General features: G+C 60.4%; 13 protein-coding genes. 1 reads left to right on the top strand and 12 read right to left on the bottom strand.

From position 1 onward, the window contains the following. Position 1: 1 nt before the first annotated feature. The 10 genes from B9A97_RS11660 to B9A97_RS11615 form a co-directional block, all read right to left on the bottom strand. A complete protein-coding gene (locus B9A97_RS11660) occupies positions 2–904 on the bottom strand; it encodes a VHS/ENTH/ANTH domain-containing protein (protein ID WP_084365490.1) in 903 nt (300 codons plus the stop codon). A 28-nt stretch (positions 905–932) separates the two neighbouring features. Then, positions 933–2543 (bottom strand): glycoside hydrolase family 43 protein, encoded by a 1611-nt coding sequence (locus B9A97_RS11655; protein WP_084365489.1) that lies wholly within the window; start codon positions 2541–2543, stop codon positions 933–935. 171 nt (positions 2544–2714) lie between these two features. Then, positions 2715–3761 carry an L-glyceraldehyde 3-phosphate reductase gene (gene mgrA / locus B9A97_RS11650; RefSeq protein WP_084365488.1) on the bottom strand — a complete coding sequence of 349 codons (1047 nt, stop codon included), beginning with the start codon at positions 3759–3761 and terminating at the stop codon, positions 2715–2717. 175 nt (positions 3762–3936) lie between these two features. Beyond that, positions 3937–5070, bottom strand: a complete 1134-nt coding sequence (locus tag B9A97_RS11645) for a Gfo/Idh/MocA family protein (protein ID WP_084365487.1) — start codon at positions 5068–5070, stop codon at positions 3937–3939. A 22-nt stretch (positions 5071–5092) separates the two neighbouring features. Continuing rightward, positions 5093–5854 carry a sugar phosphate isomerase/epimerase family protein gene (locus B9A97_RS11640; protein ID WP_084365486.1) on the bottom strand — a complete coding sequence of 254 codons (762 nt, stop codon included), beginning with the start codon at positions 5852–5854 and terminating at the stop codon, positions 5093–5095. Positions 5855–5923: 69 nt separating this feature from the next. Further along, positions 5924–8386, bottom strand: coding sequence for a beta-mannosidase (locus tag B9A97_RS11635; RefSeq protein WP_084365485.1), 2463 nt, complete (start codon positions 8384–8386; stop codon positions 5924–5926). A gap of 65 nt (positions 8387–8451) precedes the next feature. Beyond that, on the bottom strand, positions 8452–9543 hold the full coding sequence (locus B9A97_RS11630; protein ID WP_084365550.1) for an ABC transporter ATP-binding protein: 1092 nt from the start codon (positions 9541–9543) through the stop codon (positions 8452–8454). 6 nt (positions 9544–9549) lie between these two features. After that, a complete protein-coding gene (locus B9A97_RS11625) occupies positions 9550–10494 on the bottom strand; it encodes a carbohydrate ABC transporter permease (RefSeq protein WP_084365484.1) in 945 nt (314 codons plus the stop codon). After that, the gene (locus tag B9A97_RS11620) at positions 10487–11389 is read right to left on the bottom strand and encodes a carbohydrate ABC transporter permease (protein ID WP_084365483.1); all 903 of its coding nucleotides are present in this window, start codon (positions 11387–11389) and stop codon (positions 10487–10489) included. Before B9A97_RS11620 ends, B9A97_RS11625 begins: the two co-directional genes overlap by 8 nt. Positions 11390–11573: 184 nt before the next feature. Next, on the bottom strand, positions 11574–12809 hold the full coding sequence (locus tag B9A97_RS11615) for an ABC transporter substrate-binding protein (protein WP_084365482.1): 1236 nt from the start codon (positions 12807–12809) through the stop codon (positions 11574–11576). A 451-nt stretch (positions 12810–13260) separates the two neighbouring features. Between B9A97_RS11615 and B9A97_RS11610 the strand changes: the two genes are divergently transcribed. Next, entirely contained in the window at positions 13261–14298 is a 1038-nt protein-coding gene (locus B9A97_RS11610) for a LacI family transcriptional regulator (protein ID WP_084365481.1), read from the top strand. Between the two features lie 46 nt (positions 14299–14344). Here B9A97_RS11610 and B9A97_RS11605 read toward each other — a convergent pair whose 3' ends face one another. Further along, positions 14345–14641, bottom strand: a complete 297-nt coding sequence (locus B9A97_RS11605; protein ID WP_084365480.1) for a hypothetical protein — start codon at positions 14639–14641, stop codon at positions 14345–14347. Between the two features lie 151 nt (positions 14642–14792). Continuing rightward, positions 14793–16223 (bottom strand): NADP-dependent phosphogluconate dehydrogenase, encoded by a 1431-nt coding sequence (gene gndA, locus B9A97_RS11600; protein ID WP_084365549.1) that lies wholly within the window; start codon positions 16221–16223, stop codon positions 14793–14795. Positions 16224–16305 lie beyond the last annotated feature (82 nt).

The following is a 16305-nucleotide window of genomic DNA, read 5'->3' as shown; positions in this document are numbered from 1 at the left end:
ACTACTCCGCAAAGTATGGGAGCTTCGGGTGTAGTCGACTGAGAACGGCTCGCCGCATCTGCGTGGCTAGCGGGTCGTGAAATATCTCCAATGCATGCGCTGCCTGTCCAGTCGTCAGCCATCCCTCGCGCAGTCGCCAACGGCGGAAGAATATCCAATCGAGTTGGTCGCGGCGCCGGAAGCGTAGACTTTCCTCAGCACGCTCTGTTGTCATTGGCGCCGCTATTTGCACTCCTGGGCCATACTTCGCCCTTTCTGCTTCGATACCAGCATCATGACGTCGAATGTCCGCTTCGACATCTTCCTTTGTGATACTAACCAGCCGATCAATCTTTTTGCGCAAGTCGGTTGGAATGCCGCCAAAGGCGTTCTGCACCGCTCTAAGAAAACGGTGATCGGAGGTGACATCCATGCTCCACTCAAGCGGTTGATCCCGCCAAAGGACAAGTTCCGCCTGCTCGGTCCAATGGCCGTCGGCGCCAATCAGCCCAAGGGCTGTCAAGACAGACAACACCTCCTCGCCTGCCCGCGCCGGCCCAAGCCCGTGGGCAGGCAGAATATTGGGCGGAGACGGAGGCGGCGCGTCAATAGCCCGAACATGCCGATCTTGAGGCGCTTTGGATCCTTCCATCACACAATAAGATAATTTGTTTTGCTGATTGGCCAAACTGAGAATTGCGATGCAGATGTCGTCCCACCGCGGGAGTTTTTGAGGGCGCTCCGGAACCTTACGGCGAATAGCACCTTCAATAGTCTCGGTCGCCTCGCCCAGTGCGACGAGAGCCTCGCATCCAATCTGGTAGGCTGTCATAAAGTCGTGATCCCAGCCAACCGTTGTGCGAGGCATATTGGCTGAAAGAAAAGAAATCACCGGCGCGACCCAGTCCGTGTCAGTGACCTTCATCTTCCAGCCGCCTACCTAGTTTCCCAACTCACCTCGGAAAATACCCGAACCCTTCAAAATCCGCCGGCCGGCCGCGGCCGCTGGTATCGAACGCGAACATGCCGGTGAAGGCGCCGGTGAACGAGCCGTGCTCCCCTCGCCCGCCTTCGTCGGAGATGACGCCGGCGTCCAGCACGGGGCCGATCGGCTGCCATTCGTTGGATCCAGCAGGCTTCCACGAGAATTGCAGGTCGTTATCGGTCACATCCATCGACAGATCCACCGGGCCATCGGGAATGCTGACGCCGTGGCCGGCCGGGAAGATGATGCGCGCATCCGGCCAGTCGCCTGGGCAACTCAGGATCGTCACGACACGGCCAAGCTTTTCATGCTGGGTAACGGCGAGCGCATACAGCTTGTGGCGGTTGTAGTAGTGGGTCAGGCCCGCTGCCTGCTGATAGGTATCGGGCGTGAAATCAACCGTGGTCTCGGCGCGGAAACGGTGATGCTCCTGCCGCCGGGCGACGAGCGACTGCTCGAACCAGGACCCGAGGCTTTCCCGTCCGAAGAGGCGCAGATGGCCGGGACGCGCTGCAAGGCTGAAGATACGCTCCGGCTCTGGCGTCCTCAGCCACTGGAATTCGTCAGGCAAAGTGCTGCCGTCGAAGCGGCGCACCAGTGGGGAAGCCACATGAGGTTCAGGGGCTCCCGCGGGGGCCTCGACATCCACCTGCGGCACAACGCCTCCGCTGGCGAGATAGAGCCAGTCGTCATCCTTCCACACGCATTTCTGCAGGCCGGTTTCGCGGCCCAGCGTGCAGCGATTCTTCGGCGGCAGGGGCCGGCCGCAGAGATGGGTGTGATAGACCTCTCCATCAGGCGTTTCGACATACTGCCCGTGGCCCGCACGCTGCAGCGGTGCCGACGGGTCATCCTTGGACGTGATCAAATGGGTCTGTGGATGCATCTCATAGGGGCCGTCGATCTGCCGCGACCGCGCCATGGTGACGGCATGGCCGTAGCCGGTGCCGCCCTCGGCCGTGGTCAGGTAGTACCAGCCGTTCCGCTTGAACAGATGTGGCCCCTCGACCAGCCCAAGCGGGCTGCCGGCAAAGATATTCTTGATCGGCCCCACGAGCTTTTCCTCGCCCGGATCCCATTCCTGCAGCAGGATACCGTCGAAGGCCGGATGTTTCGGTGAACCACCATAGCTTTCCGAGCGATGGTTCCACTGCATGTTGACGAACCACTTGCGGCCGTCATCATCATGGAACAGCGAGGGATCGAAGCCGGAGGAGTTGACGTAGATAGGATCGGACCATTCGTCCTCGATGCGCTCTGCCGTGACGATGTAGTTATGCGCATCCTTGAAATTGCCGTCGAGCCGCTTGACGTCGGTATAGGCGAGCCAGAACTTTCCGTCAGCATAAGACAGGCACGGCGCCCAGATCCCGCAGCTGTCGGGATTGCCGCGCATGTCGAGCTGCGCCTTGCGCTCCAGGGGCCGGCGGATCAGCGTCCAGTTCACGAGGTCCCGGGAATGATGGATCTGCACCCCCGGATACCATTCGAACGTGGACGTGGCGATGTAGTAATCCTCGCCCACGCGGCAGATCGACGGGTCCGGATTGAAGCCCGGCAGGATGGGGTTCTTAATCATGTCGGGTCTCCTCCCCTGAAATGCATTTATTGTTTTAGATTTGCGCCAGCGCCGGCCTCACCCACCAACGTCATCCTCGGGCTTGACCCGAGGATCCACTGACCTTGGCACCGCGTTCGACCTCGGTGGATGCTCGGGTCAAGCCCGAGCATGACGAAGGAAACGTCTTGCCTACTTCCTGGCCGGCCCCTTGCGTTCGGCCGATGCCGCCCAGAGATTGATGTTGCCGTCGCCGGCGAAACGCTCGATCTCGGACAGTTCCTCGGCCGAAAAGTCAGGCTTTTCCAGCGCCTTCACGCAATCGGTGATCTGCTCCGGCCGCGAGGCGCCGATCAGTGCCGAGGTGATGCGCCCACCGCGGAGCACCCAGGCGAGCGCCATTTGTGCCAGCGTCTGGCCGCGCCGCTCGGCGATGGCGTTCAGGCCTTTGATGTTCTCGATATTCTCGTCCGACAGGAACTCCTGCCGCAGCGACTTGCCCTTGGTGGCGCGGCTGCCCTCTGGAATGCCCTTCAGATACTTTGCGGTCAGCATGCCCTGCGCCAGCGGCGAGAAGACGATCGAGCCGATGCCGAGTTCTTCGAGCGTATCGATGAGACCATCCTCTTCGATCCAGCGGTTGATGATGGAATAGCTCGGCTGGTGGATCAGCACCGGCGTGCCCAGGCTTTTCAGGATCGCCGCAGCCTCGCGGGTGCGCTTGGAATTATAGGAGGAAATGCCGACGTAAAGCGCCCTGCCCGACCGCACGATATGGTCAAGCGCGCCGCAGGTTTCCTCAAGCGGCGTATCGGGATCGAAACGGTGCGAATAGAAGATGTCGACATAGTCGAGCCCCATCCGCTTGAGGCTCTGGTCGCAGGACGCGATCAGATACTTTCGGCTGCCCCATTCGCCGTAAGGGCCCGGCCACATCTCGTATCCGGCCTTGGACGAGATGATCAGCTGATCGCGGTAGCCGGCGAAATCCTCGCGCAGGATCTGGCCGAAAGCGGTTTCTGCCGTGCCACCGGGCGGGCCGTAATTATTGGCGAGATCGAAATGGGTGATCCCGTGATCGAAGGCCGCACGGCACAGCGACTGCTTCAGCTGATGCGGCGTGTCGTTGCCGAAATTGTGCCATAGGCCGAGCGAAATTGCCGGCAGCTTCAGGCCGCTGCGCCCGACACGGTTGTATTTCATTTTGGTGTAGCGGTCGTCGGACGGTTGCCACGTCATGGGTCTGCTCCTGCGATATGAGATCCGGGCGGCTAGAGCCTGATGCCGAAAAGTGTATGCGGTTTTCGGTCGACATCATGCTCTACTTATTTGTTTCTAGAGCGGGACGATTTTTGGTCGATTCGACCTAAAATCGTCCCGCTCTAGGTCGCCCGGACCTTAGCCACTTGGTCGCTCACTTCAAGAGTGCGCGGGCCTCGTCGATGCCGAGTGCTGCCGGTTGGGTGCAGGTTGTCGACAGGGTCACGAACTCTCCGGTCTCGCCGGACTTCAGGATCGATACCATCACATCGACGCCGTGCAGCACGCGATCGAGCGAGCAACGGGCGTCGCGGCCTTCGAGAATGGACACAGCCATGTCGGCCAGACCAGCCGTGCGATAGTTTGCGCGCGGTCCATGCGGCGTGTCCTGATTGTTGATCCCGAAGGGATGCTCCCAGGCTTCGAGCGGCTGGATGTCCTTGTTCCGGCCGCTGGCCTCGACCACGCCACCGAAATAGTTCGGGTCGGGCACATAGAGCGAGCCTTCGGTACCGTAGAGTTCCATATTGGCGTGGCGATGCGACCAGACATCCCAGCTGGCCGAGAGCGTGATCGTCGCACCGTTCTGGAACTCCAAGAGCGCATGGATATTGGTCGGCGTCTTGACCGGGATCACCTCGCCATTGCGCGGCTGGCTGGTAATGGTGCGGGTCTCCGAGGCCATCGAGGTCAGCGCGGCCACACGCTTCACCGGGCCGATCAGGTTGATCAGGTTGGCGATGTAATAGGGGCCGAGATCGAGCACCGGACCGCCGCCGGGCAGGAAGAAGAAGTCGGGGTTGGGATGCCACATCTCCATGCCCGGGCTCAGCACATGGCAGGTGCCCGAGGTGACACGACCGATGCCGCCCTTGTCGATGTAAGCGCGCGCCAGCTGGTGCGAACCGCCGAGGAAGGTGTCGGGCGCGCAGCCGACCGACAGACCCTTTTCGCGGGCGATGCGACGCAGTTCCTCGCCCTGCTCGAGCGACAGCACCAGCGGCTTCTCCGAATAGACGTGCTTGCCGGCTTCGAGGATCTGCTTGGAAACGGCAAAATGCGCGTCCGGGATCGTCAGGTTGACGATGATGTCGAGCTCGTCATTGGCGAGAAGCTCGTCGATCGGCTGCGCCTTGACGCCGAATTCTTCCGCGCGCAGTTCCGCGGCATTCATGTTGAGATCGGTGCAGGCCAGCACCTTAAGTCCCTTGAAAAGGGGGGCGAGAGAAAAATACGTGGTCGAGATATTGCCGCATCCGATGATGCCGACGCCGAGTTCGCGTGCCATGGTCTAGTCCTGGAAGTTTGTGTCAGTAGCTGTTGAAGGAAGCGATCGAGCGCGTGATCAGCCGGTCGATATCCTTGGGATTGTCATGCTCGACGACGTAGTGCTTGACCCCGTAAGGCTTGAGCGCAGCGACAAGGCCCTTCCAGTCCACGGTGCCATGACCGACATCGGCCCAGCCATCCTCGTCGGCATTCTCGCCGGCCGGAGCGATATCCTTGACATGCACGGCCTTGATCTTCTTGCCGTAGCTTTCGATCCAGGCGAAGGGATCGGCGCCGCCTCTGATGACCCAGGCGATGTCGGCTTCCCAGGAAAGCTCTGGACCGCCGGCGAAAATCTGCTCCTGCGGGGTGGAGCCATCCTCCAGCGCCTTGAATTCGAAATCGTGATTGTGCCAGCCGAAGTCAAATCCGGCATCGACATACGGCTTGCCGGCTTCCTGCAGGCGCTGGCCGAAGGCAAACCAGCCCTTGGCGTCATTGGGACGCTGGTCCGGCATGAGATAGGGGCAATAGATGCCGTCAAGGCCGAGGGTGCGGCTGATCTCCAGCACCTTGCCCTGTTCCTTTTCCAGCATGTCCAAGCCGAAATGGCCGGTTGCCATGGAAAGCCCGTTGGCCGCAAACTCCTCCTTCAGCGACTTCAAGCCGGCTTCATCGACGGCGGCATAGAGTGCGCCATAACCCTCGACCTCGGTGTAGCCGGCCTTCGCCAGCCGCGGAAAAATATCGGAGAACGGCTGGAAATTGCGCGCGCTGTAGAGCTGAAATCCGAGTTTCGTCATGTCTTTCCTCCTTTGTGGGGTCGCCCCCTATGGCCGGCCCTGGGCGGCCGGCCTGTTCTGATGTTTTGTCTAGCCCACCGCCTGGCAGGAATAGAGATCGTAGATGCGGAAATCCGGAAGGTCGGCGGCTGCCATGGGCGCGTCCGGGGTGAAGATGATCGCGCGGCTCTCGCCGGCTGCAAGGTCGAAGGCATTGTCGGAATATCGTCCGGCACGGTCGTTCTCGATCATGACGAAAAGCGCCAGACCCGACGCCTCGACCGTGATTTCGGCGGTTCCATCGCCCAGCCATTTCCATGTGGTGGTGAGGCCTGATGGCTTGAGGTCCAGCGCCTTGTAGGTGCCGAGCACATGATGGCCTGAACCGCTCATGCCGCTCGAAGCAATGAAGCTCCAGGCCAAGAGGCAATTGTCAGGCACTTCGGCCACATCGACGGTCAACAACGTGCCCGCCCGGTCCGGCTCGCAGGTGCCATAGGCGGTTTTCAGCGGAATGCGCTCGCCCTCGAGCGTCACCGCAAACAGATTCATGTCGATGCCGACGGCCTCCGCCGTGTCATTGACCATAGAGAAATTGATCGACCGCCCATCCTCTGACGGGATCGCCGCCACGCTGACGGGCTGGAAGAAGCGCCGGGCCATGTAGTGCAAGGCCTTCCAGCTGCCGCCATGATTGAGGCTCGCCCAGGAAGCGACGGGCCATGTGTCGTTGAGCTGCCAGTACAGCGTCCCCATGCAATGAGGCTTCAGCGATCGCCAGTAGTCCACCGCCGTCCGGATCGCCAGGCCCTGCTGGATCTGGCTCAGATAGACGAAATTGGCAAAATCCCGCGGAAAACGGAAATAGCGGAACATGGTGCCGGCAATACGCTCGTTGCCACCGGCATTCTTCTGGTGAAGCTCGATGACCGGTGAGGCAATGTTCATGTCCTTCGGCTCGGCAAAGCTCTCGATCACCGGAAGGGAGGTGTAGGACTGGAAGCCGAATTCCGAGCAGAAGCGCGGCCTGACCGAACGATAATTGTCGAAGCTCTTGTTCTCGTGCCAGACCGACCAGTAATGCATGTCGCCCGAGCCGTCGGCATGCCAGGCATCGCCATAATCGAGATAGCCGGAGGCCGGGCTGGACGGCCACCACAGCGCATCCGGCGCGGCCTTGCGCAGGGCCACTTCGATCGTGCGATTGAGCCGGTCATAGGCGACGAGATAGCGGTCGCGGTTCTCGATGGATTCCTTGAACCAGGTCAGCGCGCCGACCAATTCGTTATCGCCGCACCACAGCACGATCGAGGCATGCGACGACAGGCGCTTGACCTGATAGTCAACCTCTTCTGCGACATTGTCGAGGAAATCTGTCGAGCAGGGATAGAGGTTGCAGGCGAACATGAAGTCCTGCCAGACCATCAGGCCCAGCCGGTCGCAGAGGTCGTAGAACCAGTCATGTTCATAGAAGCCGCCGCCCCAGACGCGGATCATGTTCATATGGGCATCGCGGGCCGACTGCAGCAGGTCTTCGGTCTTTTCCCTTGATGTGCGGGAAAACAGCGCATCGGCCGGAATCCAGTTGGCGCCGCGGCAGAAGATTTCCCGCCCGTTGATGCGGAAGGCAAAACGGCTGCCGGCTTCGTCCTTGTCCGTCAGCAATTCGACGGTGCGAAGGCCGATCTGGCGCGTCACCCGATCGCCGGGAACATCGACGCTGAGCTCGTACAGTGCCTGATCCCCGCTGCCGACGGGCCACCAGAGCCGCGCGCTCTCCACGTGGAAGACATGCCGGATCTGCGTCTCGCCCGCGGCGATCCCACAATCCAACCGGACGCGCTCGCCGTTGAATTCCAGATGAACCGGCAAAACCGACGGTTCGCGCGCATGGAGGGTCAATGTGACATGCAGATTGACGCTTCCATCGGCATTGTGGACCTGATGCGTCACCAGATGCTCGATGCGGGCCGGATCCTGCCGCCTGAGCGCAATCGTGCCGTAAAGCCCGAGCGGCGCCAGAGCAATGTTCCAGTCCCAGCCGAAATGGCATTGCGGCTTGCGCAGCATGTTGCCATTGGGGATCGGCGAGTTTCCCGGATGATAGGGAATGTAGAAGGGCTGGCGCGCCTGCCGGTCGGCGCCCGCTGCGATGCTGGAATGAAACAGGATGCGAATGCGGTTTTCGCCTGGCTGCAACGCGTGCCCGACATCGGGACGGTAGCGCCGAAAGCAATTGTCGGCCGTCAGCACCGGGATGTCGTTGACGAAGACAATGGCAACCGTATCGAGATAGTCGATGTCGAGATACCAATTGCCATCGGGATCGTCGATGATGACGCTGCGCTCAACCTGCCAGTCACGCTCCGCCACCCATTGCACCAGTTCCTCATTGCGACCGCGATAGGGTTCCGGAATGAGGCCGGCATCGGCGAGAGCCGAATGCACATCGCCCGGAAGAGCGATAGGCGCTGTGTGCTGACCATCGCTGCTGGACAATTGCCAGGAGCCGGCGAGATCGTGATCGGTGGTGGATTTGGCCTCTATTGCCATTGCGGAACATCCCATTGCGCATGCATGCCGCCCCGCGACGCGCAGGGCGGCTCAGCCTCTTGATATCAGAGGCGCTCCTCGCTCGTCGCATCGAAAAGCGAGGCAACCGACATGTCGAAGCCAAGGCGCACCTGGTTTCCGGGAGAAAAGCGCCGGGTACCGCCAATGCGCACCGACAGCACATGTCCGGCATGCTTGAGCCACAGCAGGTTGTCTGCGCCCATCGGCTCCTCGATATCGACAACCGCCTCATGCATTTCTGCACCCGGCTCGATATCCTCGTCGACGGCTATATGTTCCGGTCGGACGCCCAGCACTACTTTCGTGCCTGGCAGCAACGGCTTTTCGGAGCGATAGCCAGCCAGGGAAAATGCCACGCCATTGGTCACGAAGACAGGCGTTCCGTCACGCAGCGCAAGCTCCCCATGCAGGAAGTTCATCGACGGCGAGCCGATGAAGCCTGCGACGAACAGGTTCTTGGGCCTGTTATAGATCACCATGGGATCATCGAGCTGCTGGATCACGCCGCTTTTCATGATGGCGATGCGATCAGCCAGCGTCAGCGCCTCGATCTGGTCATGCGTCACGTAGATCATGGTGTTCTTCAGCGCATGGTGCAGGCGCTTGATCTCGACGCGCAGTTCAGAGCGCAGCTTGGCGTCGAGGTTGGAGAGCGGCTCGTCGAACAGGAAGACATCGACATCCCGCACAAGGGCACGCCCAATCGCCACGCGCTGGCGCTGGCCGCCCGAGAGCTCGGCCGGCTTGCGCTTAAGCAGGGGCTCGATCTGCAGGATTTCGGCGGCACGCGCCACCTTCTCCTTGATCTTTTCCGGCGGCGTCTTGGCCACGCGCAACCCGAAGGACAGGTTCTTTTCCACCGTCATCTGCGGATAAAGCGCATAGGACTGGAACACCATGCCAATGCCGCGGTCCTTGGGCTCTTCCCAGGTGACATTCTTGTCCTTGATGAAAATCTGTCCGTCCGTCGGCTCCAGCAGGCCGGCGATGCAGTTGAGCAAGGTCGACTTGCCGCAGCCGGACGAGCCGAGCAGGACGAGGAACTCCCCGTCCTTGATATCGAGATTGAGGTTTTTCAGCACGCTGACGGCGCCGAAGTCGAGCGACAGATCCTTGATCGAAACGCTGATGGACATGGACACTTAACCCTTGACTGCGCCGGCGGCGATGCCCCGGACGAAAAGCCGTCCTGAGACGAAGTAGACGATGAGCGGAACCAGGCCCGTCAACAGCGTAGCCGCCATGTTGACGTTGTATTCCTTCACGCCCTGCACCGAATTGACGATATTGTTGAGCTGAACGGTCATCGGATAGTATTCCGGCCGGGTGAAGACCACGCCGAACAGGAAGTCGTTCCAGATGCCGGTGATCTGCAGGATCATGGCAACGACGAAGATCGGCAACGACATCGGCAGCATGATCTGGAAGAAGATCTGCCAGAAGCCGGCGCCATCGATGCGAGCCGCCTTGAACAGTTCTTCCGGCAGCGACACGAAGTAATTGCGGAACAGCAGCGTCAGGATCGGCATGCCGAAGATCGTATGCACGATGATCAGGCCCGTAAGCGTGCCGTAAATGCCCATTTCACGCAGCACGATGACGATCGGATAGATCATGACCTGGTAGGGAATGAAGGCACCGATGATCAGGATGGTGAAGAAGACTTCGGAGCCCTTGAACCGCCAGTTGGCCAGTGCATAGCCATTGACCGAGGCAATCGCGATCGACACGATCGTCGAGGGAATGGTGATCCGGACCGAGTTCCAGAAGCCGCGCGACAGGCCATCGCAGTTCAAACCGGTGCACGCCTGGCTCCAGGCCTTCACCCAGGGCTCGAACACGATCTCGACCGGGGGCGAAAAGATGTTGCCCAAGCGAATTTCCGGCATGCCCTTCAGCGACGTGACGATCATCACGTAGAGTGGCAGCAGATAGTAGATGGCGGCAAAGGTCAGCGCGCCATAGACGATGATATTGCGGGGAGACAGCAGGCGCCGCGGCTTGCGGCCACGCGGACCGGAGCCAAGCCGGCCGGATACGGCGTCGAAGCCTGCGGCGGTGGTGTTGAGACTTGCCGGATTAGCCACGCTTCTTGCCTCCGAATTCGAGATAGGCCCATGGCACGATGATGATAGCAACGGTGATCAGCATCATGGTCGAGGCGGCAAATCCCTGGCCGAGGTTCTGGGCCTGGAACATATAGTCGTAGACATATTTTGCCGGGACTTCCGAGGCGATGCCGGGGCCGCCCGAGGTCTGCGCCACGACGAGGTCGTAGACGCGCACGATGCCGCTGGCGATGATGACAAGCGTCGTGACGAAGACCGGGCGCATCATCGGAATGATGATCATCACATAGGTCTTCCACATCGGGATGCCGTCGACGCGCGCGGCCTTCCAGATATCCTCGTCGATACCGCGCAGGCCGGCGAGCATCAGGCACATCACGAGCCCGGTTCCCTGCCACAGCGCTGCGATCAGGATGCCGTAGATGACGATCTGCTGGTCATAGAGCGGATTGAAGGTGAAGCTTTCCCAACCAAGCGACCGGACCACGGACTGCACGCCGAAATCCGGGTTCAGCACCCATTGCCACACGAGCCCGGTGACGATGAAGGACAGCGCGAAGGGATAGAGAAAGATGGTGCGGAACGTGTTCTCGAACCGGATTTTCTGGTCCATCAGGGCCGCGAGCACGAAGCCGATCAGCAGGCTGAAGATCAGCGACAAGGCGCCGTAGATCGCGAGGTTGCTGATGGACATCACCCAGCGCGGAGCATCCCAAAGGCGCTCATACTGGTCGAAGCCGACAAAGTTCAGGCGCGGCAGAAGCTTGGAATTGGTGAACGAATAGACGATCGTCCAGATCGTGCCGCCGAGGAAGATGACGACCGCGGTCAGGATCATCGGAATCGAGGCAATCTTTGAATTGAGATTGCGAAACAACTGGTTGGGGCGGCCGGAGCGCGCATGGCCCGTCATGGACTGTACCTCCTGAATAAGCGCATTCATCCGCGAGACACCGCCCGACAAGACGGTTGTCCGCTCACGTCCCAGGCTCCCCATCCAGCGGCGCGAAAAAGCACCGAAGACCGGCCTCTGAGAGCTCGGGATTGTGAAGGACCGGCTTCACCTGAGCGAAGCCGGTCCGTTGTCGGAGATGCGATCAGTCGGCAGATGCGATGATCTCGGCGAAGCGCTTCTGGGCAGCTTCAGGCGTGATCGACTCGTTGGCGAAGAACTCGGAGAACAGGTCTTCGGTCTGCTTCTGGCTATCGGCCGACATCAGCTGGTCGGTGCTGACGAGCACATTGCCCTTGGCCAGGATCTCAAGTCCCTTCTTCATGCAGTCGTTGGCAGCAGCCAGATCAACGTCGCCGCGGATCGGCAGGGAGCCCTTCTTCAGGTTGAAGGCAACCTGCGTCTTCGGGTTGACCAGCGTCGATGCCAAGGCTTCCTGCGCCTTGGACTTTTCTTCGTCCTTCAGCAGCGGGAAGTAGAAGGCGTCGCCACCCGTCGTGATGATCTCGTTGACGCCGAGACCCGGAAGGCAGGTATAGTCCTTGCCAGCAACCTGGCCGGCGAGCTGGAATTCGCCCTGCGCCCAGTCACCCATGATCTGACCGCCGGCCTTGCCGGTGATCACGAGGTTGGTTGCCTGGTTCCAATCCTGCACGTTGCTGCCCTTCGACAGGCGGCGCGCATCGTCGGCAGCCTTGAAGACCTTGGCGATATCTGGGCCCGCGGCTACTTCCTCGTCCTTGTCCTGGAAGACCTTGAGATACGTGTCCTTGCCGGCAATGGCGATCATGAGAACGCCGAAGGCGCCGTTTGCCTGCCAGGGCTGACCACCGATGGCGAGCGGCTGAATGCCGGCCTTCTGCAGCGCCGGGCCTGCGGCCACGAACTCATCCCAGTTCTTCGGAACCGGAACGCCGGCCTTCTCAAATGCACCATTCGACAGCCACAGCCACTGCCAAGAGTGGATGTTGACCGGCGCGCAATAGATCTTGCCGTCGATCGTGCAGCTATCCAGCAGGCTGACCGGCTTGATGATCTCGCGCCATTTTTCCTTCTCAGCCAGAGCGGTGAGATCGCGCATCAGGCCGGACTGCGCCAGTTCCTCAGCCTGACGGCCGTGGTTGAACTGGGTGGCACCCATCGGGTCGCCGCCGGTGATGCGGCTGATCATGATCGGGCGAGCGGTGCCGCCGGAACCGGCGATAGCGCCGTCGACCCATTTGTTGCCGGTGGCATCGAAGGCCTTTGCCAGTTCGGCCACGGCGGCGGCTTCACCACCCGAGGTCCACCAATGGGTGACTTCGAGATCAGCTGCCTGGGCAGCAGTGAACGGCAATACTACGCTGGCGGCGAGAGCTGCCGCTACGCTACGAAAATTCATGAGTTCTCCTCCCTCACTGAAACGTTGCCGGAAAAACCTATTCGAAACGATTTAAAGACGCAACCGCAGCATCAAAATTTTTTCTTTCGTGATGAATTTCAACCTGAGATAAGCGCTATATTGGAGTCGATTAAATGATCAATTTTGCATCTCTCGCAACGCAACCAACCCGAATTATCGTTGTATATCCGAGCATTTGCGGGTCATTTTCGTCAATTTTAGCACAACGCCTTCCGTTACGCAGTTTTGCGGATGCGAAGATAGGCTTTCGCGCAGCACCAACAACTGCAGATTATTCGCGCAAAAGTTTTGCCTGCAAAAACCGCTCGACAATAGACCTGTATCGTTACAGTTATTAACGCTAGTGGTGGCCGCGCGAGGCAAAACGCGTTCGTTTACAGCCGCTGACAATAAGCAGTATAAGAATGGCCAATGCATCGACGGGGGCCCCATGGTACAAGACACTAGAAGCGCGGCACAGGCGGCCGCGGGGTTGGCACCCGTGCGCCCGACGCTCAAGACCATCGCCTTCATGACAGGCCTCGGTATCACCACGGTTTCACGCGCCTTGAAGGATGCGCCGGATATCGGCGCCGACACCAAGGAGCGCGTGCGCATGGTGGCACGCCAACTCGGCTATCAGCCCAACCGCGCCGGGGTGCGTCTGCGGACCGGCAAGACCAATGTCATCGCGCTGGTTCTGTCCATCGACGAGGAGATCATGGGTTTCTCCAGCCAGATGGTGTTCGGCATTTCGGAAGTGCTGAGCGGCACGCCCTATCACATCGTCGTCACGCCGCACTCCCACAGCAAGGACCCCATGCTGCCAGTGCGCTACATTCTCGATACAGGCTCGGCCGACGGCGTGATCATCTCGCGCACGGAGCCGAACGACCCGAGGATCCGGCTGCTGAGCGAGCACAACATGCCGTTCGCCACCCATGGCCGCACCGATAGCGAGATCATTCATCCCTATCACGACTTCGACAACGAGGCCTTTGCCTACGGCGCCGTCGAGCGTCTGGTAAAGGAGCGCAAGCGGCGACGGATCGCCCTGCTCTACCCGCCGAGCACGCTGACTTACTACCTGCACACCCGCAACGGGTTTCAGGCAGCGCTCCATGATTTCGGCGCCGAGGAAGTGCAGACAAAGGTGAATATCGACACGCCGCTTTCCGGTATTCGCGATGACCTGGAGGCCCTGATGCGGGGGCCGGACGCCCCTGACGGCATAATCTGCTCATCCAGCAGCGCAGCCATTGCCGTCAACGCCGCCATCGAAGCCGCCGACAAGCGCCTTGGCACCGATGTTGATCTCGTATCCAAGCAGGCGGTCCCCATCCTCAAGTGGATCCGCCCGGAAATCATCACAGCCTTTGAAGACGTGCGCCAGGCGGGCCGCTCGCTCGCCAGCGCCGTCATCGCCAGCATCGACGGCGCGCCGCCCGAGGCGTTGCAGAGCGTCAGCCAGCCGATGTGGCCGGAGTGACGCTTAACATCCTGTTTTGAAAGGAATAGCGGGGAAAGCGCCCGGCTTACTTTTTGTCGCGAGCTTGTTCAATCGTCGTAATGCAGTCATTGAGACGGTCGCGAATTCTGATGGCTGTTTCCAGATCGAAATTGATATAGTTCCAGGCCGAGCCTTCTGCTCCGACGGAACCGTCGGGTTTCATCTTGATCCCGATAAGGTAGTCGCCGCCATCAAGAGTACGTTTAACACGCCATTCGAAATGCGAAGACGAGAGCATGCCTTTTTCGCTGGCGGACGTTGTAACAACGTCGCCAAGCAAGGTATTTCCCGAATGCGTATACGCCATCAGCTTCTTGAACATGCAACAAACCGCCTTCCGTTTCGGGACACGGTATTTCATTGCATGGCGAAATCAGCATTTCAATTGGCCATACCCTGATTGCCCGCCTTGTGCCGCAAAAGAAAACGGCGGCCTCTTGGCCGCCGTCGCATGTCTGGCTTGTCGACGTGCCTCAGAACGTCGCCGCACCCGAGCCCCACGGGCCGTGATGGAAGTCCTTGCCGTCGAGACGATCGAAGCCATGGGCGCCGAAGAAGTCGCGCTGCGCCTGGATCAGGTTGGCGGTGCCGCGGCCCTGGCGGTAGGCGTCGAAGTAGGTGAGTGCCGATGTAAGCGCCGGAACCGGGAGACCGGCGGACACGGAAGCCGCCACCACGCGGCGCAGGGCCGGCAGCGATTCCTTGACCATGTCGGCGAAGGCCGGCGTGACGATCAGATTGGCGACATCAGGCGCCTTGGTGAAGGCGGTGGTGATCTCGTCAAGGAACTGCGAGCGAATGATGCAGCCGGCGCGCCAAATGCGGGCAATCGTCGGCATCGGCAGGTTCCAGCCATATTCGCGCGAGGCCTCCGCCATGACAGCGAAACCTTGCGCATAGGCGCCGATCTTGGCAGCGAACAAGGCGAGCTCCAGGTCCTTCTTCAGGTCGTCGCCATAGGCGACCGGGAACTTGTATTCCGGCTTGCCGAAGATCTTCTCAGCAGCCTCGCGCTCGCCCTTGAGCGAGGAAAGGCTGCGCGCAGCAACGGCCGCTTCGATCGCGGTGGCCGGCACGCCCATGTTCTGCGCTTCGATCGCCGACCATTTGCCGGTGCCCTTCTGGCCGGCCTTGTCGAGGATCATATCGACCATGGCACCGCCGGAAATCGGATCGGTTGCCGCGAGCACCTTTTCGGAGATCTCAATGAGGTAGGAGTTCAGTCGGCCCTTGTTCCAGTCACCGAAGATCGAGCCGATTTCGGCTGCGCTCTTGCCGAGACCATCGCGCAGGATGCCGTAGATTTCGGCGATCATCTGCATGTCGGCATATTCGATGCCGTTATGGATCGTCTTGACGAAATGTCCGGCGCCGTCATTGCCGAGCCAGGCGACGCAAGGCTCGTCGTTGAACTTGGCGGCGATGGAGGTCAGCACCTTCTCGACCCGCTTCCAGCTTTCTTCGGTACCGCCGACCATGATCGAAGGTCCGTGACGCGCGCCTTCTTCGCCACCAGACACACCCATGCCGATGAAGGTCAGGCCGGTGTCCTTGAGGCGGTCAAAGCGGGCGACGGTGTCGCGGAAATTGGCATTGCCGGCATCGATCATGATGTCGCCCTTGGCCAGCAGCGGCGCCAGCGCCGCCATCTGCTGATCCACCGCATCGCCCGCCTTGATCATGATGATGATCGGCCGCGGCGGGCGGATGGCGGCAACAAATTCCTCCATCGTCTTGCAGCCGATGACCTGGCCGGCAAGATCGCCAGCCTCACCGAGAAACTCCTCGGTGCGGGCGACGGTCCGGTTGAAGACCGCGATGCGGTTACCTTTTTCCGCGATGTTAAGGGCAAGATTGGAGCCCATGACCCCAAGACCGATCAGTCCGATTTCAGCCTGCTGCACGACAAAGACCTCCGCATGCAAATCGATTAGGGAGGCTTTCTCGCATTCTACCGGGCAGGCGGCAAGGCGGAATCGTGAGCGT

This window comes from Rhizobium sp. RU36D (genome assembly GCF_900176345.1).
Classification (GTDB): domain Bacteria; phylum Pseudomonadota; class Alphaproteobacteria; order Rhizobiales; family Rhizobiaceae; genus Allorhizobium.
The sequence above is the reverse complement of the archived record's forward strand: the minus strand, read 5'-3'. Positions and strand labels throughout refer to the sequence as shown.

What these genes read in the sequence shown, in the direction of transcription:
- B9A97_RS11660 (WP_084365490.1), bottom strand. Translation starts at nt 904, where the DNA reads ATGAAGGTCACTGACACGGACTGGGTCGCGCCGGTGATTTCTTTTCTT.
- B9A97_RS11655 (WP_084365489.1), bottom strand. Translation starts at nt 2,543, where the DNA reads ATGATTAAGAACCCCATCCTGCCGGGCTTCAATCCGGACCCGTCGATC.
- mgrA (WP_084365488.1), bottom strand. Translation starts at nt 3,761, where the DNA reads ATGACGTGGCAACCGTCCGACGACCGCTACACCAAAATGAAATACAAC.
- B9A97_RS11645 (WP_084365487.1), bottom strand. Translation starts at nt 5,070, where the DNA reads ATGGCACGCGAACTCGGCGTCGGCATCATCGGATGCGGCAATATCTCG.
- B9A97_RS11640 (WP_084365486.1), bottom strand. Translation starts at nt 5,854, where the DNA reads ATGACGAAACTCGGATTTCAGCTCTACAGCGCGCGCAATTTCCAGCCG.
- B9A97_RS11635 (WP_084365485.1), bottom strand. Translation starts at nt 8,386, where the DNA reads ATGGCAATAGAGGCCAAATCCACCACCGATCACGATCTCGCCGGCTCC.
- B9A97_RS11630 (WP_084365550.1), bottom strand. Translation starts at nt 9,543, where the DNA reads ATGTCCATCAGCGTTTCGATCAAGGATCTGTCGCTCGACTTCGGCGCC.
- B9A97_RS11620 (WP_084365483.1), bottom strand. Translation starts at nt 11,389, where the DNA reads ATGACGGGCCATGCGCGCTCCGGCCGCCCCAACCAGTTGTTTCGCAAT.
- B9A97_RS11615 (WP_084365482.1), bottom strand. Translation starts at nt 12,809, where the DNA reads ATGAATTTTCGTAGCGTAGCGGCAGCTCTCGCCGCCAGCGTAGTATTG.
- B9A97_RS11610 (WP_084365481.1), top strand. Translation starts at nt 13,261, where the DNA reads ATGGTACAAGACACTAGAAGCGCGGCACAGGCGGCCGCGGGGTTGGCA.
- B9A97_RS11605 (WP_084365480.1), bottom strand. Translation starts at nt 14,641, where the DNA reads ATGTTCAAGAAGCTGATGGCGTATACGCATTCGGGAAATACCTTGCTT.